Raw genomic sequence first — 22,150 nt, forward strand, 5'->3', positions numbered from 1 at the left:
GCAGCCGTTATATTGCCGTGTGTGGAGACTCCGTTGCGCGAACCCACGTTCCTGATTCTCACCGCCCTGGCCGGTGAGCCGATGCATGGGTATGGCTTGATCGCTGAGGTGGCCCGGCTTTCCGACGGCCGTATCTCGCTGCGCCCCGGCACGCTGTACGGCGCACTCGACCGGCTGGTCGACGCCAGCCTGGTAGCCGTCGAACGGGAGGAGATCGTCGACGGTCGGTTGCGCCGCCATTACCGACTCACCGAGCCGGGTGGTGAGGTGCTGGCCGTCGAGACCGAACGCATGCGCCGCAACGTCGAGGCGGCGACCGCCCGGCTGCGCGCCACTATGCCGTCGCCTCGCCTAAGTGGTGGACTCGCATGATCCCGGTGGAGAGCTGGCATAACCGCACTGGAGAAGAGGATGGAGGCAGCTCTGCTCTGACCGGGCTGGAACGCCGCTATGCGCGGTGGACGGTGCTGTTCTATCCGGTCGACTATCGGCGGGAGCGCGGTTCGGAGCTGGTGGACACTTACCTGTCCCTGGCGGCGCCCGGACGCAGGAGGCCCTCAGTCAGCGACGTCGCGGACCTTGCGGTCGGTGGACTGCGGCAGCATCTGAGGATCGCGCAGGGACTCGGTCCCGGTTTCCGCCTCGCTGGCTTGCTCGCGTTGATGACGGCGACCGCGTTCGCGACCTGGTGGGCCGGTTTTGAGGTGCTTGCCCCCATACCGCCCTGGTCTTCGCGGGTCGGGCCGTTTCTCTCGCTCGCTGTTGCGGCGTGGGCGGCCTGGTTGCTCGCCGCCGTCGTACACGTCGCGGCGAGCAGCCGCTGGTTGCGCTGGGCGGTTTGCCTCGCCGTACTGGTGACTGTCGGCATCGTGCCGGCCGCGGCGCTGACCGGATCGCCCCGCCCGCCGCTGTCGGTGCTGGTGCCCCAGATCGTGCTCGGTGTCGTCGCGCTCGGTGCGGCGGGCCAGCGCCAATGGTGGGTCCGGCTCATGCCGATCGCCGCTGCGGCGGCGGTCCTGCCGATCACCATCGGTACCGCGCCCAGCCTAGATTTTATGACCGGCTACTTCGAGCTCACCATGACGGCCTTGCCCGCCGCTGCGGTCGCGCTGCTGATCGGCACGCTGCTGATCGCGCTCGGCCTGGCCGCCCGGCGCGACTTTCGCGGTGCTTGGGCGATGCTGATTCTGCTCACGCCGATCGGGATGCTCGCGGTGAACCCGCTCGGCGCGGTGCTCGACTCCGGCCCAGGCCGGGCCGTGATTCCGGAGTGGCCATCCATGGTCGTCGCGTCGTTACTGGTGGTCATGATTGGACCGATGCTGGTGTCGCTCGCCCTTGTGGCACGGGGGCGTTGGTCGCCGGGCCGCCGTTCGCGCGGCACGGGCCGGCACCATTGCCCTACCTGCGGCGCACCCTCGACACCCGCGTAGTCCACAGCAGAACCGAAGCGCAGCCTGCGAGCAGGACACCAGCCTCCACCCCATCCCATAGAAGGTCTGGGCGCACGGCCGGGCGGGCTCGGTACCAGAAGTTCAGGCGCTTGTTCCGGGAGGCGCGTCGTCGGACGCTGCTGCGACGGACTGCTTGCCGAATACCCGCTGCAGTTCGGCCAGGATTGATACGGCCGTGTCCCGAAGCGCCGCGAACGCTTCCGGTTCGGTAGCAGCTAGTTCCTCAAGGTACTGCACGCCCTCGGTCGTCATCGCGACGACATGGTCGCTCACGACGCCTACGGCAAGCCCCACTACACCCACGTTCCGGAGCGATTTGGCGAGGCTGGGCAGGTGGGCGTCGCGGTTGGTGGCGGCCAGTTCCCGGCGCAGGTTGATGGCTTCCTCGATGGCGGTCAGGGCTTCGGTGGGGTGGCCGGTCTTTGCGAGTCGGAGTGCGTGGTTGTTGACGGATGTGGCGAGGTTGGGGAGGTAGGCGTCGCGGTTGGTGGCGGCCAGTTCGCGGTAGAGGTCGACGGCTTCGTTGCTGGCGGTCAGGGCCTCGGCATGTCGGCCGGTCTCCGCGAGTCGGACCGCGTGGTTGTTGACGGATGTGGCGAGGTTGGGGAGGTAGGCGTCGCGGTTGGTGGCGGCCAGTTCGCGGTAGAGGTCGACGGCTTCGTTGCTGGCGGTCAGGGCCTCGGCATGTCGGCCGGTCTCCGCGAGTCGGACCGCGTGGTTGTTGACGGACATGGCGAGGTTGGGGAGGTAGGCGTCGCGGTTGGTGGCGGCCAGTTCGCGGTAGAGGTCGACGGCTTCGTTGCTGGCGGTCAGGGCCTCGGCATGTCGGCCGGTCTCCGCGAGTCGGACCGCGTGGTTGTTGACGGACATGGCGAGGTCGGGGAGGTAGGTGTCGCGGTTGGTGGCGGTGAGTTCGCGGTGGAGGTTGACGGCTTCGTTGCTGGCGGTCAGGGCTTCGGTGGGGTGGCCGGTCTCTGCGAGTCGGAGTGCGTGGTTGTTGACGGATGTGGCGAGGTCGGGGAGGTAGGTGTCGCGGTTGGTGGCGGTGAGTTCGCGGTGGAGGTTGACGGCTTCGTTGCTGGCGGTCAGGGCTTCGGTGGGGTGGCCGGTCTCTGCGAGTCGGAGTGCGTGGTTGTTGACGGATGTGGCGAGGTTGGGGAGGTAGGTGTCGCGGTTGGTGGCGGTGAGTTCGCGGTGGAGGTTGACGGCTTCGTTGCTGGCGGTCAGGGCTTCGGCGCGGCGGCCGGTCTCCGCCAGTCGGAGTGCGTGGCCGCCGAGCCAGACCGCTCGTTCCTGCGGGGGCGTCGTTGGTGGGAGGTCGATGAGGACCTTGGTGGTCAAGGCCATCGCGACCTGGCCCAGTTCCAGGGACGGATAAGGCACCCGCTCCGCCCACACGCGCGCCCATTCGGGATCGACTGCGGCTGTCATGAGCAGAGTCGCTACCCGGGCGGCGAACCTGCCCGGGAACCGCGTCCCGACCTGTAGCACCGCCTCGGTCATGACCGGCACGTCAGCACTCAACGCTATTTCGATCACCTTGACCGCGTCCGGTTGATGCACACACGCCCGACCCAGCACCGTCAACGCCCGCACGGCTTGCGCCCTGGACAGCCCAGAGAACACCGCCGTCTGCTCGGCCGGCGCGCAGTCGCGTAACACCGCCACCGCCAGGCCCTCCGCGAGCAGGTCCGGCTGCAACGTTCCCAATGCCCCACCCGATCCCGCAGACGGATACAAGTTTCGCAGCCAACGCACGAAGGCCTCCACCACCGGTGCCGGCGTGTCCTCGCCCAGCAGCGGTGCCCGACGTACGAGGCCCGCCGCCTGCCCGTCGTCGTCGGCACCGAGTAGCGCCGCGATGCCCACCACCTGGCGCAACGCCGCGTCCCGGGAGGTCGCGTCATCGGCAGCGACCAGCCGGGCGCGTCGGGCACAGCCGCGCCAGTAGCGCGCTTCGTGGCCGATCACCTCGGCCAGCACGTCGTAGCGGCCACCACCGCGTGGTCCACCGAGGACCGCGACCAATGCCTCGGCGTGCAACCGCAACACCGGCGTATCCGCATCGTAAGCCTGTGGCGTGAACTCCGCCGGCGGCGCGTACCGAAGGTGGGCGGCGAACTGTGCCACCGCATCGGCGACGATCTCGGAGGGGGCACGCTCCTCGACGCGTGCCGGCAGCTCGATCACGTTCGCCGGCATCGTCAGGGCATCCACCAGGTGCGCCTGTTCCGGGTACGCGGCCGACAGGGTGGACCACCACAGCCCGGCCGTGCGGGCCAGCAGCAGCACCCGCACACCCTCGGCCCGTTGCGCCGTACACAGCAGAGCCGCCAGCGACGCCGGATCGCGGGTCTCGGCGTAGTCGACCACCAGCAACAACCGGGCGGCAGCCGCACCATCGGCGACCAGTTGCGCCACCCGTGCTTCCCCCTGTGGCGCGACCGGCCACCACGTCCAGCCCGCCAAGCCGGTCGCGAAGTGTTGGGCCAGCCGGGTCTTGCCCACCCCGCCGCTCCCCACCACCAGGCGCACCGGTGATGCGTCCGGGTCCGCACACCACGTCTCCAACCCCCGCAGGACCCAGCCCCGGCCGAAGAACCGAATCACTGCCGCTTGGGGATGCAACAACCACGCCACCGAGGCCGGGAGGTCCGCCACCAACACACCGGCCACCGCCCGGCCCTGCCGCTCGTGCCGTTCTCGCCGGGCCGCCACCCACTGCCCTAGGGACGGGCCGAACTGACCCACAACGGCCGCCGTAGCGCCCGCGACGACCGTCCACCCCGCCTTGTCGTCGGCGACCAACGCCCACACCGCCACCCCGGCCACACCCCCCGGCACCCCCGCAGCCAGGAACCGCCACCACAACCCGCCACCCCGGCCCATTCCCGCACCCTACTGAAAGCGATCGAGCCAACACACCGACGAACATCCGGCGGCGACCGCCGCTTATCGGCGCAGCGAGCCTGTACGGATGGGATGAGGCCCGCCCCGGGCCGGTCCCTGGGGGAGGGGAACCGGACCGGAGCAGGCGGTCGGGCAGGGTTACCGTGGCGCGCGGACCCAGGACAGGAAGCGGTTGGTCAGGTCGCGCGGCGGGGCCGACGGGTGCAGCGCCGTCAGGTGGACCCTCGCCTCTTCCTGGAGCCTCGCCAGGTAGAAGAGCAGGGCCGTCCGGTTGCCCTGGTACTCAGCCAGCAGCGACAGCCGCGCCGGGCCGCACGGCCAAGGAGCCCCGCAGCGCCTGCACAGCCAGAGAGGACGGATCGGGAGGTGCGGGTTGCCGGGCATCAGCGGCACCGCAGCGCGGTCGCCCGCGCCTCCTCGTCGGTCATCGGCAGGAACCACAGGAACCGCTTCACGATTTCCGGCGGGGTCGGGCCCTCGGGTCGGCCCCGTAGGTCGCGGATCGCCGGACGAAGGAACAACGTGAAGCCCGCCAGCAGCGCACCGCGAAGGTGGTCGTCCATCGGCAGGCTCCGCCATGCCGAGCACGGGAATGGCTCGCCGTCGGCCTCGCACCGCCAGCCGGGGCCCGCCGCGCAGTGCAGCTCCAGCGCCAGCTGACCGGGAGTCGACCTCACCACCGGCCCTCGCTCCCGTGCCACGTCTCCGTCCGGGCGGGCGGCTCGTTGGCAAGGCCCCAGCTGACCCTCGTTGCCGCGTCGTTACGCGGTAAGCGCAGCGGCGGGATCATCGGGCCGACAAGCGGCGGGTCGTACCGCGCGGGCTTCGGTTCGGGCTTCGACTCGGGAACGGTCTTCGGCTCGCGCCTCTCCTTCCCGGCCCTGCCCTCCCCGCACACCTGGCACGCGCAGTGCCGGCCGCGATAGGCCCGGTGACGTCCTCCTCGGTGCGACATGACTCTCCCTTGCCCGTCGAGATTGGAGAGGGAGCCGCCCGCTCGACGTGGTGCGGGAAGGACCGGGCGGCCCCCTCGGCGAACGCGAGCCGGGAACTTGTCAGCCGACCCGCGCCGCCCTGACACCAGCTTTCTGACGGTTGCGAGACAATCACACCGCGTAGCAGGATGGAGTTGAAGTGCACGGGACAATCCAGAGAAGGAAGCCGGATGAACCATGCCGTTGTCGAGGCCATGACGGCCACCGGGTTGACCGCCGAAACGCTCGCAGCTCAGGTGGGTGTAGACCCGAAGACCGCAGGGCGGTGGGCAAGCCCAGGACATATCCCGCAGTCCCGGCATCGGGCGAAGGTTGCCGCCATCCTCGGCCGGGAAGTCGCCGAGTTGTGGCCGGAAGCCCTCAAGCGTCGCGGTCCGACATGGCTGCGCGAGTGGGTTGATTGGGAGCGCGACACCCTCACACTGCGGTGGTACGAGCTGGCGTGGGTGCCGGGCCTGCTCCAGACCGAGGCGTACGCGCGGGCGACGTTGGCCGACGAATCGCTCTCCGCCGAGGCCGTCAACCAGCTAGTCAAGGCGCGCATAGGCCGGCAAGCGATCCTGCAACGGGACTGCCCACCCCTGTTCATCGCGATCATCGACGAGGCGGTCTTGCGACGAACGGCGTACGGCGACCGAAACCTCATGCGCGAGCAGTGCGAGCACCTGGCCGAGTTTGCGCAACGCCCCTCGGTGCAGGTCTACATCGTGCCGGCCACCGCCGGCATGTACCCGGGGCTCGGCGGCCCGATCATCCTCGCCGAGCTACCCGATGGCGAACACGTCGCGCATGTCGACAGCCAGGCGCGCGCGCAGATCATCAACCAGGGTTCGGACGTTGTTACGCTGGTCCGACGGTGGGAGCGCATCCGCGGCGAAGCCTTCTCCCGGGCACAGTCACTGGACCTCCTCAGGGAAGCGGCGGCATCATGGACATGAGCCAGGCGCAATGGCGGAAGAGCACGAAGAGCGGCAACAACGGCGGATCGTGCGTCGAGGTCGCCGACAACGTTGCCGGTGTCGTCCTCGTCCGTGACACCAAGGACCGTGACGGCGGGACGCTGGCCTTCGCGCCGGCCGCCTGGGCCGGGTTCGTGGACTTCGCGAAGAAGCTCGGCCCCGTCACCTGACGGACCAGCGCAGAACGGCGGTAAATGGATCGCGCCGGTCGGCACCGTCATGTGATTCTCGCCGGATGGCCCAACCAGTCCTGCGCACCGACCGCCTGCTGCTGGTTCCGCTCGCGGACCGGCACATCGAGGCGGAGGTCCAGCTCGACTCCGATCCGGAGGTGCTTCGCTACCTCTTCGGTCGGGCGCGGTCCAGGGACGAGGTGGTCGAGTCCCACGCGCGGAGGATGGCCCTGGCCGACAAGGTGGACGGGCTGGGCTACTGGATGGCGTTCGGCACTGACGGCGGCGCGCGTGGCTCGACCCCGCCGGCCCGCGAGGACGAAGGCGAATTCGTCGGGCTCATGATGCTTCCGCCGGCGCACGGCCCCGACCAACCCGACGACCCGACCGTCGCGGAACTCGGTTACCGCCTCGCCCGTCGGCACTGGCGGAAGGGCCTGGCCAGCGAGGCGTCCCGCGCCCTGCTGCGGCACGCCTTCGACACCGTCGGGCAGCGCCGGGTGATCGCGCAGACCATGGCCGTGAACACCGGCTCCCGGGGCGTGCTGGAGGCCGTCGGCATGCGGTACGTGCGCACGTACTTCCCGACCTGGGATGACCCGCTGCCGGGCACGGAGCTGGGTGAGGTCGAGTACGAGATGACCCGCGCGATGTGGCGGCGTACCGCTCGGCCAGCCTGATTCCGGGGCGTCCGACGGCCCCCGCCCCCGGGTGATCAGCGACGGGCGGAGGTCACCGCGTCGATGCCGGGTCGGTCGCCGCCGCCCGGCGGATCCGGGGGATGCCGGAGCCGCCGGACAGCGGGACCGCACTGCTAGCCGGCGTACGTCTCGAACTCGGCGACCCTCGGCGCGCCGGTCGAGCTGGTGATCTCGAAGGTGACCTTGGTCAGCGAGGTCGGGGGGAAGGTGACGGTGCCCGCCCCGCTGCCGGAGGCCAGGACGGCACCGGTCCCGCCGTTGGTGACCCGCCAGGACCCGATGTTGCCCACGGCGCCCGACGCCTCACGGATGATGATCCTGGACACCGTGGTGGGGGAGCCCCACTTGATCGAGATGGAGCCGGTCGAGCCGGCCGGCGACCAGTAGGTGCTCATGTCGCCGTCCCGCACGTTGCCGTAGCTCGTGCCGCTGGCCTTGCTCGACCCGTCGGAGCCGGCACCGATGCTGAGGTTGGTCCCGCCGGGGCTGGTCGGTCCCGGCGTGGGGCTGGTCGGCCCCGGGGTGGGAGTGGTCGGCCCCGGGGTGGGAGTGGTCGGTGTCGGCGACGGCGTCTGCGGCGAGCAGTTGCCGTTCGACTCCTTCAGGCCCGTGTTGGCGCCTGCGGTCTGGCGGACGACGTCCGGCACGCAGCCGGCCCCGTCGAGGCTGTAGGAGTACGGGATGCTGACGGTGGTGTTGGACTGCGGGTTGGGGCCGGCGGGGTTGTTGTCGCTGCCAGGGCTGGACCAGGTGACGTTGTCGAAGACGTTGCCGCTGACCTGCCAGTAGCCGGCCTCGCTGGTGTAGAAGGTGCCCAGGACGTCCTTGGAGTTCTTGAAGTGGTTGTTCTCCACCTTGGCCTTGGCGCCGGCCCGGGAGTTGATGCCGGACTCGTGCAGGCTCACGTAGGAGTTGTTGTAGATGTGGGCGATGCCGCCGCGCAGCAGGGGCGTGCGGGAGTCGATGTTCTCGTACAGGTTGTGGTGGAACGTGACGAAGCCGTTCGAGCGGTCACTCTCACTGGAGCCGATGAGGCCGCCTCGGCCGGAGTCGCGCAGGATGCTGTAGGACAGGGTCACGTACTGGACGTTGTCCTTCATGTCGAACAGGCCGTCGTAACCCTCCGACTCCCCGCCGGACGCCTCCAGGGTGACGTGGTCGACCCAGACGTTGCGGACGGTGCTCTCCATGCCGATGGCGTCACCACCGTTGGACGTGGGCGAGCCCGACTTCTTGACGTTCCGCACGGTCACGTTCCGGATGATGATGTTGCTGGAGTCGCGGATGTGGATGCCGAGCTGGTCGAAGACGGCTCCGCCACCGACCCCGATGATCGTGACGTTGCTGATCTGCTTGAGTTCGATCACGCCGGCGGCGGTGTTGCAGCTGTCGCCCGACACCTTGCTGGTGTTGCCGTGGTTGATGGTCCCCGTGACCTCGATGATGATCGGGGTGCTGCTGCTGGTCCGGGTGCACAGGGCTGTGTGGATCGCGGTCCCCGTGGTGGCCCGTACCGTCTGCCCGCCCGCGCCGCCGGTGGTCCCACCGTTCTGGGTCGCGTACCCGGTGGCGCTGCCGGCCGCCGCCGACGCCTGGGGTGTCGGCAGAGCCACCCCGATCGCGACCCCGACGGCCGCCGTGGCCAGCGCCGCCTGGAGTCGCAGTGCGACTGGTCGTCTCATTTGTCGCCTCACCTTCGTCCTCGAATGCTGGATGTCGCCGCGACGTACGTGTCGGTCGAAGCGGAACCCGACGAGACGCTTGCCGTCGCGGTGGAGTGATCCGAGATCGTCCCGGTGGCATCGGCGGCGGCAGCACCAGTTGCGCGGCGACGGTTGGGCAGAGTCGCCGCAGGTGCCGCCCCTGCCGGGGGGATGATCCGCGGGCCTGGAAAGCGCTTTCCACCGTGAGGATAGGGATCCATCTATCTGCGTGGCAAGACCTCGTCCGGATTGCAGCACTATGGACAGCTCCACCTGATGCGCGATTGCCATCCGGCGGCGCTGACCCTGCCGGCGAGCCTTCTGAGCTGCCACTCAGGGTGTGCCGCATGGGAAGACCTCCTGCCAGCAGGCACTTTGGCCGCAAAATTACTGGCGGGTATACCCGTAAATCCAAGATCCTCTACGCGCTAGAGGACTGATCGGGTGGATCTGGCCAGCCGTCCCGGGCGGGCGTCGTCGGCTCTTCGGTCCGACTCCAATCGATGATCTTGCCGCCCGGTTGTAGGCCCATATGCTGCATCCATTGTGTAGTCCTGGGGGGGGGGATCGTGATCACAGTGACCGGATGCCGCGCGCCCGCCGACGGTGTCGCGAACCGCGCCCGCTGACATGGAAAAACACGCCATCATCGATCGATTCGCCCGCCTCGCGGCCGAGGTTCCGGCCCGTCCGGCGATGCTCGGCGAGGGCCCGGCGGTCAGCTACGCCGACCTCGCCGCCGCCGCTGGTGGGCACGCCACGCTCCTCGCCGCCGCCGGGGTCCGCCCCGGCGACCGCGTCGCCCTGCTCACCCCGCACGGTGCGCCCACCGTCGCGGCGCTCCTCGGCGCGCTCGCCGCCGGCTGCGCGTACGTGCCGCTGGACCCGGGCTTCCCCGTCGACCGGCTGCGCCACATGCTCGCCGCCGCCGACGTGCGGACCGTGCTGGCCGCCCCGGAGCACTGGGAACTGGCCGCCCGGCTCGCCGCCGAGCGTCCCTGGACCGCCGTGCTGACCACCGACGCGGTGGCCCCCGCGCCGCTGCGCCCGACCGCCGTCGACCCGGACGCGCTGGCGTACGTGCTGTTCACCTCCGGCTCGACCGGGCTGCCGAAGGCGGTCGGGCAGACCCACCGCAACCTCGCCCGCGTCGTCGACAACCAGATCGACACCCTGGCCGTCGGCCCGGACGACCGGCTCAGCCTGCTCGCCTCGTTCAGCTTCGACGCGGCGATCCCCGACCTGTACCCGGCGCTGCTCACCGGCGCCGCCGTCGTCCCGGTCGACCTGCGCCGGCACGGCCTCGCCCACGCCGTCGACCAGCTCGTCCGGCACCGGGTCACCGTCTACCACTCCACCCCCACGGTGTACCGGTTCCTGCTCGACGCTCTCGGCGACCGGCGGCTGGACGCGGTCCGGGCGGTGCTGCTCGGCGGCGAGCAGGCCACCTTCGCCGACGCCGCCCGGGGACGGGACCGGTTCGCCCCCGGCTGCGTGCTGGTCAACGGCTACGGCGCGACCGAGATGACGTTCGCCGCCCGGTACGCGCTGCCGCTGGCCGACGCCGACCCCGCCGCCACCGGCCCGCTGCCGATCGGCACCGCGCTCCCCGGCTACGAGGTGCACCTCGCCCCGGCCAGCGGCGAGAACCCGGCCAGCGGCGAGATCCCGGCCAGCGGCGAGATCCCGGCCAGCGGCGAGATCCCGGCCAGCGGCGAGATCCCGGCCACCGTCGAGGCCCCGGCCAGCGGCGAGATCGTGGTGCGCGGCCGGCACGTCGCCCCCGGCTATCTCGACCGGGCCGACGACCGGTTCACCCGGGAGCCCGACGGGGTCTGGTCGTACCGGACCGGGGACCTCGGCGCGCGGCTGCCCGGCGGCGAGCTGGTCTGCCTCGGCCGGCTCGACCGGCAGGTCAAGGTGCGCGGGTTCCGGGTCGAGCTGACCGAGATCGAGGCCGTCCTCGCCGCCCAGAGCGGCGTCGGTGCGGTCCGCGCCATCGCCCGCGACGGCGAGCTGCTCGCGTACGCCCGACCGGCCGGCGGGCCCCTCGACCCGGCGGCCCTACGCGCCGCCCTCGCCCGGCGGTTGCCGGAGTACGCGCTGCCCCGCGCCGTCGTGGTGGTCGACGAGTTCCCGCTCACCGTCACCGGGAAGATCGACGAGCGGGCGCTGCCCGACCCGGCCCGGGACGTCCCGGCGGGGGAGGAGCCGGCCACCGCCACCGAGCGGGCCGTGCACGACATCTGGTGCGCGGTACTGGGCCGCCCGGCGGTCGCCCGCACCGCCAGCTTCTTCGACGTCGGCGGCCAGTCGCTGCTGCTCGGCGTGGTCCAGCAGCGCCTCGCCGAGCGGTTCGGGGTGAGCCCGCCCCTGCTGCGGCTGTTCGAGAACCCCACGGTCGAGGCGCAGGCCCGCCTCGTCGACGCCCCGCCCGTGCCCGACCGCGCCCCGGTCGGGCCGCCCCCGGCCGCGCCGGTCGCCGCCCGCGAGTACACCGGCGACGAGATCGCGGTGGTGGGGATGGCCGGTCGCTTCCCCGGCGCGGAGGACCTGGGCGCCTTCTGGTGGAACCTCTGCGCCGGGGTCGACGCGATCCACGACCACACCGACGAGGAACTGGCCGCCCTGGGCATCGGCCCACGGCTGCTCGCCGACCCCCGGCACGTCCGGGCCACCGGCCGGCTCGACGCCGTGGCCGACTTCGACGCAGCCTTCTTCGCCTTCGGCGCGCAGGAGGCCGCCCGCACCGATCCGCAGCACCGGCTGTTCCTGGAGACCGCGTGGGAGGCCCTGGAGGACGCCGGGCACGACCCGTCGCGGTTCCCCGGGCTGGTCGGCGTGTACTCGGCCGCCTCCGCCAACCGGTACTTCCTGTTCCACCTCATGGACAACCCGGCCGTCGTCGGCGACGTCGACCCCGACGACTGGGAGGCCCGGCTGGTCGGCCGGCAGTCCACCGACCACCTGCCCGGCCAGGTCGCGTACCGGCTCGGGCTGACCGGACCGGCGATGGCCGTGCAGAGCGCCTGCTCCAGCTCGCTGGTCGCGGTCTGCGTCGCCGCCCAGAGCCTCGCCGACTACCAGTGCGACATCGCCCTGGCCGGCGGGGTCAACGTGACCTGGCCCCGGTACCGGCACACCGCCGGCGGGATGGCCTCCCCGGACGGCCGGTGCCGGGCCTTCGACGAGGCCGCCAACGGCTCCGGCTTCGGCTCCGGCGTCGGGGTGGTCGCGCTGCGCCGGCTCGCCGACGCCCAGGCCGACGGGGACCGCGTCTACGCGGTGCTGCCCGGCTGGGCGGTCACCAACGACGGCGCCGACCGGGCCGGCTTCGCGGTGCCCGGCCCCACCGGGCAGGCCGCCGCCGTGGCCGGCGCGCTCGCCGCCGCCGAGGTCGCCCCCGGCGAGGTCCGGTTCATCGAGGCGCACGGCAGCGGCACCCCGCTGGGCGACGCCCTGGAGGTCGCCGCCCTGCACGAGGTGTACGGGGGAGCCGCCCCCGCCGAGTCCTGCGCGCTGGGCTCGGTGAAGACCAACATCGGTCACCTCGACGCCGCCGCCGGCATCGCCGGGCTGATCAAGACGGTGCTCGCCGTCCAGCACGGCGTCATCCCGCCGAACCTGCACTTCACCCGGCCGCACCCGGAGATCGACCTCGCCGGCGGCCCGTTCCACGTGCCGACGAAGGCCCGGGACTGGCCGCAGGTGGGCCGCCGGGTGGCCGGGGTCAGCTCGTTCGGGCTCGGCGGCACCAACGCCCACGTGGTCGTCGAGCAGCCGCCGCCGGTCGAGCCGGCCGACGCCCCGGACGCGGCGGAGCACCTGCTGCCGGTGTCGGCGCGTACCCCGACGGCGCTGCGGGCGGCGCTGACCCGGCTGCGGCGGCACCTGGCCGGCGCGGCCCCGGCGCTGGCCGATGTGGCCGCCACCCTCGTGCTCGGCCGCCGGGCCTTCGCCTGCCGGGCGGCGGTCGTGGCGGGCGACCTCACCGACGCCCTGGCCGGCCTGGACGCCCTGCTCGCCGCCGACGCTCCGTCCAGCGCAGGCGCCCTGCCCCCGGCGGGCGGCATGCTCGCCGCCGGCGGTCGGGTCGCCGGCCCGCCCGGCGAACTGCGCGACCTCGCCGCTGACTGGGTGGCCGGGCGGGACGCCGACCTCGCGGCCCTGCACCCCGAGGACGGCGTCCGGCGCACCGGGCTGCCCACCTACCCGTTCCAGCGCCAGCGGTACTGGATCGACCCCCCTCAGAGAGGCATGCGGTGAACTGGTTCGTCTCCGCCGGAAGCCGACCCCAGGCGCCGGTGCGGTTGTTCTGCCTGCCCTACGCCGGCGCCGGCGCGAGCGCGTTCCGCGACTGGCAGCGGGAGTTCGGCGCCGACGTCGAGGTGCTGCCGGTGCAACTGCCCGGACGGGAGAACCGGATCAGCGAGGACCCGAACTTCACCGTCGCCGAGGTCGCCGCCGCGATCGCCGGGCGGGCCGACCGGCCGTACGCGATCTACGGCCACTCGATGGGCGGGCGGGTCGGCTTCGAGGTGGTCCGCGAGCTGCGTCGCACCGGCGGGCCGCTGCCGCTGCGGCTGTACGTGGGCGGCGCGCGGGCCCCGCACGTCGACGACGCCAGCCTCTTCGACGGGCTGTCCCGGGTGGACGACGACGAGCTGCTGCGCCGGCTCGGCGACGGCGGCGGGCTGCCGGCCGGCGTGCTGGCGCACCCCGAGCTGGTGGAGCTGCTGCTGCCGCTGCTGCGCGCGGACTTCGGCCGGGTGGACAGCTACCGGTACGTCCCGGGCGAGCCGCTGCCCGTGCCGGTCGTGGCTTTCAGCGGGCGGTCCGACCGGGCGGTGAGCCACGCGCAGAGCGTCGCCTGGGAGCGGCACACCGCCGCCGGGTTCACCCTGCGCGAGATCGACGGTGGGCACTTCTTCCTGCAAGACCGCCTCCCCGAGTTGGCCGTGACGATTCGCGCCGACCTCACGACCGCCGTCCGGGTCGCCGGCGCGAACGGGACCGCACCGGCCCCGGACGGCCCGACTGATCCGAAGGGCGAGTCGCAGGCGGCCGGCGCGGCGGACCCGAGGGCCACCGCCGACACGGCGGGGCACCGGGTGCCGCTGGGCGACACCGGCTGGTCGGTGTGGCGCGACGCGATCCTGCGCACCACCGGCTTCCCCGCCGACGGGCTCACCGCGCTCGGCGCACCGCAGGCCGCCGCCGCGGCCGACGAGCTGATCACCACCGGCGTCGGGGAGGAGCGGTTCGACAAGGAGTTCGCCGAGGCCCTCACCGCCACCGCCGGCCGGCTCAGCGAGCTGGCCGCCGACCCGCTGCTGCGCGAGGCCGTCACCTGGCAGAACCGCAACGCCCTGCTCGCCCTCGACGGGCTGGCCTCCGGCGGCGCGGACGCGCCCCGCAACGTGCGCCGACGAGACCGCGAGCGGGCCCTGCTCAAGTACTGGCAGCGCTACTGCGGCAAGAACGAGACCGTCGGCTTCTTCGGCCCGAGCTGCTGGGTCACCCTCGACCCGGAGCAGGCCGACACCGCCCGGGTGCGTCCCGGCGCGACGCTGACCCGGCGGCGCTGGGTGTGGTTCGAGTCGTGGGCGCTGTCCGCGTACGGCGACCGGATCGGCGCCGACCTCGCGGTGCGGCAGTGGTGGCCGCCGATGCTCCAGCCCCACCTGAGCCTGCGCGACCGGTCCGTGCTGCGACCCGGCCGCCCCCTGGTCACCCTCACCCCCGTCGAGGCGGCCCTGCTCGCCGCCGCCGACGGCCACCGCCCCGCCCGGGACCTGGTCACCGACCCGGCCGTCGGGCTGCGCCGCGCCGAGGACGGCTACGCGCTGCTGGACCGGCTGGTCGAGCGGGAGCTGATCACCTGGGACGCCGCCCTGCCGGTCGCCCCCGACGCCGAGGACGTGCTCGCGGCCCGGATCGACGCCATCGGCGACGAGCCCGCCCGCCGGGCCGCCCGGGCCGGGCTGGACCGGCTGCGCGCCGCCCGCGACGAGGTGGCCGGCGCGGCCGGCGACCCCGACCGGCTGCGCGCCGCCCTCGACCGGCTCGACGAGACGTTCACCGACCTGACCGGCCAGCCGGCCAGCCGCCGCGCCGGCCAGATGTACGCGGGGCGCACCCTCTGCTACGAGGACACCGCCCGCGACCTCGACGTGGCCTTCGGCGCCCCGCTGCTGGCCGACCTGGCCGCCCCGCTCGCCGTGCTGCTGCGGGCCGCCCGCTGGCTGGCCGGCGAGCTGGAGCAGGCGTACGGGGCGACGTTCCGCGAGCTGTACGACGAGCTGCGCGCCGAGGCCGACGACGACGCGGTGTCGCTGGCCGACCTGTGGTTCCTCGTGCAGGGCCTGTTCTGGGGCACCGGCGAGCGGCCCGTCGACGCGGTCGCCGCCGAGTTCGCCGCCCGCTGGGCCGGGCTGTTCGGCCTGGCCGACCTGCCCCCGGGCGGCACCGAGGTGCGGCTGTCCGTCGCCGACCTGGCCGACCGGGCCGCCGAGGTGTTCCCGGCCCGCGCGAGCGAGTGGACCAGCGCCCGGCTGCACAGCCCCGACCTGCAGATCTGCGCCATCGACGCCGACGCCCTCGCCCGTGGCGACTACACCGTCGTGCTCGGCGAGCTGCACGCCGCCTGGCCGTCCTTCGACTGCCAGGTGTTCACCCCGTCCCACCCGGACGTCGAGCGGCTGCGTGAGGCGCTGGCCGCGGACCTCGGCACGCACCGGATGCGGCTGTTGTTCCCGGCCGACTGGCCCCGCCGCACCAGCCGCACCGCCGAGGCGCTGGTCGGCCCGACGGACCGGCAGCTCGCGTTCCTGCCCGCGCCGGGCGTCGACCCGGACCGGGTGCTGCCCACCGTGGACCTGACCGTGTCCGACACCGACGGCCGGCTCGTGGCCACCGCCCGCGACGGGTCGTGCTGGCCGCTGACCGAGGTGTTCGCCGGGCTGCTGAGCGGCCACGCGGTCGACGGGTTCAAGCTGGTCGCCGCCGCCCCGTACACGCCCCGGATCACCCTGGACCGGCTGGTGGTGGCCCGGCAGACGTGGCGTACCACGGTGGGGGAGTGCGGCCTGGCCGACGTCACCAGCGAACGGGACCGGTTCCTCGCCGTCCGCCGCTGGCGGCGCGAGAAGGGCCTGCCCGAGCTGGTGTACGTCAAGCTCGGCACCGAGACCAAGCCCTGCTTCGTCGACCTGGGCAGCCCCGCGTACGCCGCGATGTTCAGCGCCATGGTCCGGGCGGCCCGCAAGGACGGCGGGGACGGGGTGTCGCTGACCGTCAGCGAGATGCTGCCGACACCCGAGGACGCCTGGGTGCCCGACGGCGTCGGCCGGCGCTACTTCAGCGAGCTGCGGCTGCACATCTTCGACGACGAGCGGCGGGCCGGACAGTGAACCACCACCATCTGCTGCCGCTGGGCGACACCGGCTGGTCGGTGTGGCGGGACGTGCTGCTGCGCACCGCCGGCTTCCCCGCCGCCGGCCTCGACCGGTTCGCCGCACCCGACGCCGCCGAGGCCGCCGACGCGCTGCTGGCCGGCGCGGCCCCCGCCGAGGCGTACGACAAGGAGCTGGCCGCCGCGCTGGCCCGGTCCTCCGCCGTGCTCGCCGAGATCTGCGCCGACCCGCTGGTGCGCGAGGCGGTCACCTGGCAGAACCCGGAGATGCTGGTCGCCCTCGACGGGCTGCTGCGCACCGACCCCGCCGCCCGCAACAAGCCCCGCCGCAAGCGGGAGATCGCGGTGCTGCGCTACTGGCAGCGCTACTGCGGCAAGGCCGAGACCATCGGCTTCTTCGGGCCGGTCTGCTGGGGCACGTTCGACCCGGACAGCCCGCAGACCCGGCTGGCTCCCGGCCCCGGCCTGGCCACCCGGCGCGAGGTCCACTTCGAGGCGTGGGCGCTGATGGCGTACGCCGACCGGCTCGCCGACGACCTGGCGGTGCGCCGCTGGTGGCCACCGGCGCTGCCGCCCCACCTGGCCCTCGACGGGCGCCGGCTGCGCCGGCCGCTGCACCCGCCGACCGAGCTGTCCGCGGTGGAGGCCCAGCTGCTGGCCACCTGCGACGGCCGCACCCCGGCCGGGGACCTGGTGCAACGGCTGTGCGCGGACGGCGACGCCGGCCTGCGCCGCCCGGCCGACGGGTTCCTGCTGCTCGACCGGCTGGTCGAGCGGGGCCTGCTCACCTGGGACGCGGGACTGCCCAACAGCCCTCGGGCGGAACGGGTGCTGGCCGAGCGGATCGCGGCGGTCGGCGACCCGGCGGTGCGGGCCGAGGTGACGGCCGGCTTCGACCGGCTCCGGGCCGCCCGGGACGAGGTCGCCGCCGCCGCCGGCGACCCGGGCCGGCTCGCCGCCGCCCTGGCCGCGCTCAACGCCGAGTTCACCGCGGTCACCGGCCGGCCGGCCACCCGCAACGGCGGGCAGATGTACACCGGCCGCACCGTGGTCTACGAGGAGACGTCGCGGGACCTGGAGTTCACCGTGGGCTCGGCCGTCCTCGACGAGCTGGCCGCGCCGCTGGCGATCGTGCTGCGGGCCGCCCGCTGGCTCACCGCCGAGATCGGCGCCGGATGCGAGCGGATCCTCGCCGAGCTGCACGCCGAACTGGCCGCCGACGGGCCGGTTCGGCTGGCCGACATCTGGTCGCTCGCCCAGGGGCTGATCCTCGCCCCGGACGGCCCGGTCGCGGCGGCCAGCGCCGGCTTCACCGCCCGATGGGCCGAGCTGTTCGGGCTCGCCGACGTGGCCGAGGACCAGCCCGAGCTGCGGCTGAGCAGCGCCGACCTGGCCGCCCGGGCCGACGCCCTCTTCCCGGCCGCCGCCCCCGGCTGGCCCACCGCCCGCATCCACAGCCCGGATGTGCAGGTCAGCGCGCCCAGCGTCGACGCGCTCAACCGGGGGGAGTTCCTGCTCGTCCTCGGCGAGCTGCACCCGGCGACCACGCCGTTCGACAGCGCGGTCTTCGCCCCGTTCCACCCCGACCCGGCGGCGCTGCGCGCCGACGTCGACGCCGACCTGGGGCCGGCGCGGCTGCGGCTGCTCTACCCGGCGAGCTTCCCCCGGCAGACCACCCGCACCACCTGGCACCTGGACGGCCCGGGCGACCGGCAGCTCGGCATCGACACCGCCCGCGGCGCCGACATCGAGCGGATCGTGCCCGCTGCGGCCGTGCGGGTGGAGGCGGCGACCGGGGGCCGGCTGACCGCCGAGCTGCCCGACGGGGCCCGGTGGCCGCTGGTGGAGGTCTTCGCGAACCTGCTCGGCGCCCTGCTGCTGGACAGCTTCAAGCTGCTCGCCCCGGCACCGGCCACCCCACGGATCACCATCGACCGGCTGGTGGTGGCCCGGCGCACCTGGCGGACCACCGTCGCCGAGAGCGGGCTGGCCGGGGTCACCGGCGAGTCCGCGCGGTACCTGGCGGTGCGCCGCTGGCGGGAAGGCCTCGGCCTGCCCGAGCGGGTCTTCGTCAAGGTCGGCACCGAGGTCAAGCCCTGCTACGTCGACCTCACCGGCCCGCTGTACGCCCAGTCGCTGTGCGCGATGGTCGACGCCGCCGCCCGGACCGCCCCGGACGTCTCGCTCACGGTCAGCGAGCTGCTGCCCGCCCCCGCCGACGCCTGGGTCACCGACGCGGCCGGGCACGGCTACGTCAGCGAGCTGCGCCTGCAGATCACCGATCCAGCCACCTATCTGGGAGAACACGGGTGACCGACATCCTGTCCATCAGCGCCGCGCACGGGGAGCCGCTGCCCTGGCCCGACGCCACGCTGGCCGAGCTGATCGCCGCCCAGGCCGCGCGGACCCCGGATGCGGTGGCGGTGCGCCAGTGGGACGAGCGGCTCACCTACCGGGAACTGGTCGGCCGGGCCGCCGGGGTGGCCGCCGCGCTGCGCGAGCGCGGCGTCGGCCGGCAGAGCCGGGTCGGGGTGTGCGGCGAGCGGCGGCCCGACCTCGTGGTCACCGTCCTCGGCGTGCTGCTCGCCGGCGGCTGCTACGTGCCGCTGGAGCCGGGCGGCCCGCGCCGGCGGCTGCGCGAGATCGCCGCCGACGCTCGCGTGCGGGTCGTCGTCGGCGACGCCGCCGAGGCCGAGTTCGGCGACATGCCGGGCGTGGAGACGCTCGGGCTGCCCGGCCCCGCCCCGCTCGTCCCCTGCCCGGCCCGCCCCGGCGACCCGGCGTACGTGCTGTTCACCTCCGGCTCCACCGGCCGGCCCAAGGGGGTGCTCACCACCCATCGCAACGTCGTCGAGTTCGTCACCGGTTACGCGGCCCGGTCCGGCGCGGACGCCTCGGTGCGCAGCCTCGGCATCGCCTCGCTCGGCTTCGACGCAGCCGTCATCGACCTGTTCGTCCCGCTGCTGCTCGGCGGCGCGGTGCAACTCCTCGGCGCCGACGACCGGTCCGACCCGGCCCGGCTGACCCGCTTCGTCGCCGAGCACGAGGTGAACTGGGGCTTCATCACCCCGATCGTGCTGTCCATGCTGGACCCGGCCGAGCTGCCCGGCTGGCGCACCGTGCTCTGCGGCGGCGAGGCCGTGCCCGCCGAGCTGGCCGCCCGCTGGGCCCCCGGCCGGCGCTTCGTCAACAGCTACGGCCCCACCGAGACCACTGTGGTGGCCGTGAGCGGCGAGCTGACCGCCGCCGAGACCGACCCGGTGCCGATCGGCCTGCCGCTGCCCAACCACCGGGCGTACGTGGTCGACGCCGAGCTGCGCCCGGTGCCGCCGGGGGAGACCGGTGAGCTGCTGATCGGCGGCCCCGGCCTGGCCGACGGCTACCTCGACCGGCCCGGCCTGACCGCCGAGCGGTTCGTGCCCGACCCGTTCTCCGGGCTGCCCGGGGAGCGGCTGTACCGCACCGGCGACCTGGTCACCCAGGCCCCCGACGGGCGGATCGTCTACCACGGCCGGGCCGACCGGCAGGTCAAGATCCGTGGGCAGCGCATCGAGCTGGGCGAGGTCGAGGCCGTCCTCGCCGGGCTGCCCGGCGTCGACCGGGTCGCCGTCGAGGCCGTCGACGGGCCGGCCGGCGCCGAGCTGGTCGCGTTCCTCACCCCCGCCGACGCCCCCGACGACGCGGCGGTGCACGCGTACGCCGAGCCCCGGCTGACCGCCGCGATGCGCCCGGCCCGGACGGTGCGCCTGGCCGCGCTGCCGGTCAGCGCGATCACCGGCAAGCTGGACCGCCCGGCGCTGCGCGCCCTGGCCGTCGCCGCCCGCCCCGCGCCGGTGGCCGACGGCGGGCCGGCCGACGCCGACCCGGTCACCCGGGCCGTGGCCCGGGCCTGGACCCGGCTGCTCGGCGCCGCCCCCGGCCCGGACACCGACTTCCTCGCCTCCGGCGGGAACTCCATCGTCGCGATGCGGCTCGTCGCCGCGCTCCGGGCCGAGCTGGGCCGGCACGTCGACACCCGGGACGTGTTCGCCGGGCGCACCGTGACGGGCCTCGTCGAACGGATCACCGCCGCCGCCCCGGACCCCGGCGACGGGCTGACCACCGGCAACCCGCCCACCCTGTCCCCGCCGCAGCGCCGGCTGTGGTTCGTCGACCAGCTCGCCCCGTCCAGCGCGCCCTACAACATCGCGGTGGCCCACCGGCTGCGCGGCGAGCTGGACGTCCCCGCCCTCGGCGCGGCCCTGCGCGCCGTGGCCGAGCGGCACGACGTGCTGCGCTGGCGCATCCCGCAGACCGCCGGGGTGCCGTACGCGGTGTGCGAGGAACCCACCGACGTGGCGGTGCCGGTGCTCGACCTGACCGGCGGGGCGGACCCGGAGGCGGAGCTGGCCGGAATGCTCGCCGCCGGCGCGGCGCACGCGTTCGACCTGGCCACCGGGCCGCCCTGGCAGGTCGCCGTGTACCGGCTCGGACCGGCCGCCCACGTGCTCGCGATCACCTGGCACCACGCGGTGTTCGACGGCTGGTCAGAGGCGGTGTTCTACGACGACCTCGCCGCCGCGTACGCGCGGGCCGTGGCCGGCGAGGCCCCCGCCCTGCCCGCCGTGGCCGCCCGGTACGCCGACTACGCCGTGTGGCGGGCCGAGCGGGACCGCCGGCGCGGCGCCGAGGACCTGGCCTGGTGGGCCGGGCACCTGCGCGGCGTGCCGACCGTGCTGGACCTGCCCCGCGACCGGCCCCGCCCCGCCGTGCAGACGTACGCCGGTGTGGAGGCCGCGGCCACCCTGTCCGTCGAGGCGGACCGGGCGGTGCGGGCGCTGGCCGAGCGTCGCGGCACGGGCGTCGCGGCGGTGCTGCTGGCCGGCTTCGGCGAGCTGCTGAGCCGGCTCACCGGCGGCGACGACCACGTCGTCGGCGCGATCGTCGCCGACCGGCGGCTGGCCGCGTTCGACGACGTCGTCGGGTTCTTCATCGACACCGTGCCGGTGCGGGTGCGCACCGGCGGGGCGAGCTTCGCCGAACTGGTCGACCGCTGCGCGGCCGAGCTGCACGACGCCACCGCCCACCCCGGCGCGCCGCTGGAGAAGATCGTCGAGGCGCTCGGCGTCGGCCGGGACACCTCCCGGGCGCCGCTGTTGCAGGTGCTGTTCAACGTGCTCAACTTCACCCAGCCCCGGCTGGCGCTGACCGGGCTGACCGGCGAGCCCGCGCCGGTGCCCAAGCCCGGCTCCCCGTTCGACCTCACCGTCTACGTGGCGGAGCGGGCCGGCCGGCTCGGCGTCGAGGTGGTGCACAACCCGGACCTGTTCGACGCCGACCGGATCGACGCGCTGCTGGCCGACCTGGCCACCCTGGTCGGTGCGCTGGCCGCCGCCCCCGACGCGCCGGCCGGCGAGGTCGCCGCCGAGCTGCCCCGGCCGACCGTGCGCACCGCCCAGCTCGGCGCGATGACCGTCGCCGCGACCGCCGAGCCCGCGCGGATGGTGGCGCTGCCCGCCGGCCCGGACGCCCTCACCGACACCGAGGAACTGGTCGCCGGCATCTGGCGGGAGGTCCTGGAACACGACCGGGTCGGGGTCACCGACAACTTCTTCGACATCGGCGGGCACTCGCTCGCCCTGGCCGCCGTGCACGCCCGGCTGACCGCCGCCACCGGCCGGTCGATCGCGATGCTCGACCTGTTCCGCCATCCCACCGTCCGGGCCCTCGCCGCCCACCTCGACGGCGCGGCCGACCGACCGGAACTGGCCCGTGCCGCGCTGCGGGCCGCCGCCCGCCGCAGTCGGACCCGACGTATCCCTCCTCGCCGCCCCGGCGGCACCGCGTGACGAAGGACGACCT

General features: G+C 74.0%; 12 protein-coding genes. 9 read left to right on the forward strand and 3 right to left on the reverse strand.

Features of this window, described 5'->3' with window-relative positions:
- The first annotated feature begins 21 nt into the window (after nt 1-21).
- Nucleotides 22-372 (forward strand): PadR family transcriptional regulator, encoded by a 351-nt coding sequence (locus OG559_RS24010; RefSeq protein ID WP_405107298.1) that lies wholly within the window; start codon nt 22-24, stop codon nt 370-372.
- Nucleotides 369-1,433, forward strand: a complete 1,065-nt coding sequence (locus tag OG559_RS24015; protein WP_405107301.1) for a hypothetical protein — start codon at nt 369-371, stop codon at nt 1,431-1,433. The genes OG559_RS24010 and OG559_RS24015 overlap by 4 nt, the downstream gene beginning before the upstream one ends.
- Before the next feature lie 102 nt (nt 1,434-1,535).
- Here the strand turns inward: OG559_RS24015 and OG559_RS24020 are convergent, their stop codons facing one another.
- The gene (locus OG559_RS24020; RefSeq protein ID WP_405107303.1) at nt 1,536-4,262 is read right to left on the reverse strand and encodes a hypothetical protein; all 2,727 of its coding nucleotides are present in this window, start codon (nt 4,260-4,262) and stop codon (nt 1,536-1,538) included.
- A 485-nt stretch (nt 4,263-4,747) separates the two neighbouring features.
- Entirely contained in the window at nt 4,748-5,041 is a 294-nt protein-coding gene (locus OG559_RS24025) for a hypothetical protein (RefSeq protein WP_405107306.1), read from the reverse strand.
- Between the two features lie 488 nt (nt 5,042-5,529).
- Between OG559_RS24025 and OG559_RS24030 the strand changes: the two genes are divergently transcribed.
- The 3 genes from OG559_RS24030 to OG559_RS24040 all read left to right on the forward strand — a co-directional run bounded on the left by OG559_RS24030 (nt 5,530) and on the right by OG559_RS24040 (nt 7,171).
- Nucleotides 5,530-6,297, forward strand: coding sequence for a DUF5753 domain-containing protein (locus OG559_RS24030; RefSeq protein WP_405107308.1), 768 nt, complete (start codon nt 5,530-5,532; stop codon nt 6,295-6,297).
- Nucleotides 6,294-6,488: a DUF397 domain-containing protein gene (locus tag OG559_RS24035; RefSeq protein ID WP_405116919.1), complete on the forward strand. Its 195-nt coding sequence runs from the start codon at nt 6,294-6,296 to the stop codon at nt 6,486-6,488. Before OG559_RS24030 ends, OG559_RS24035 begins: the two co-directional genes overlap by 4 nt.
- Nucleotides 6,489-6,553: 65 nt before the next feature.
- Nucleotides 6,554-7,171, forward strand: a complete 618-nt coding sequence (locus OG559_RS24040; RefSeq protein WP_405107311.1) for a GNAT family N-acetyltransferase — start codon at nt 6,554-6,556, stop codon at nt 7,169-7,171.
- Between the two features lie 134 nt (nt 7,172-7,305).
- On the opposite strand, the gene OG559_RS24045 is transcribed toward OG559_RS24040, so the two are convergent.
- Complete coding sequence (locus OG559_RS24045) at nt 7,306-8,874, reverse strand: polysaccharide lyase family 1 protein (protein ID WP_405107314.1); 1,569 nt, start codon at nt 8,872-8,874, stop codon at nt 7,306-7,308.
- A 651-nt stretch (nt 8,875-9,525) separates the two neighbouring features.
- Between OG559_RS24045 and OG559_RS24050 the strand changes: the two genes are divergently transcribed.
- Genes OG559_RS24050 through OG559_RS24065 form a run of 4 tightly spaced genes read left to right on the forward strand, consistent with a single transcriptional unit; the run spans nt 9,526 to nt 22,137 of the window.
- Complete coding sequence (locus OG559_RS24050) at nt 9,526-13,161, forward strand: AMP-binding protein (protein WP_405107317.1); 3,636 nt, start codon at nt 9,526-9,528, stop codon at nt 13,159-13,161.
- Complete coding sequence (locus tag OG559_RS24055) at nt 13,158-16,307, forward strand: thioesterase domain-containing protein (protein ID WP_405107320.1); 3,150 nt, start codon at nt 13,158-13,160, stop codon at nt 16,305-16,307. The genes OG559_RS24050 and OG559_RS24055 overlap by 4 nt, the downstream gene beginning before the upstream one ends.
- A complete protein-coding gene (locus tag OG559_RS24060; protein ID WP_405107322.1) occupies nt 16,304-18,622 on the forward strand; it encodes a lantibiotic dehydratase in 2,319 nt (772 codons plus the stop codon). The genes OG559_RS24055 and OG559_RS24060 overlap by 4 nt, the downstream gene beginning before the upstream one ends.
- The gene (locus OG559_RS24065; RefSeq protein ID WP_405107325.1) at nt 18,619-22,137 is read left to right on the forward strand and encodes an amino acid adenylation domain-containing protein; all 3,519 of its coding nucleotides are present in this window, start codon (nt 18,619-18,621) and stop codon (nt 22,135-22,137) included. The genes OG559_RS24060 and OG559_RS24065 overlap by 4 nt, the downstream gene beginning before the upstream one ends.
- Nucleotides 22,138-22,150 lie beyond the last annotated feature (13 nt).

The organism is Micromonospora sp. NBC_01405 (assembly GCF_045040155.1).
GTDB lineage: Bacteria > Actinomycetota > Actinomycetes > Mycobacteriales > Micromonosporaceae > Micromonospora.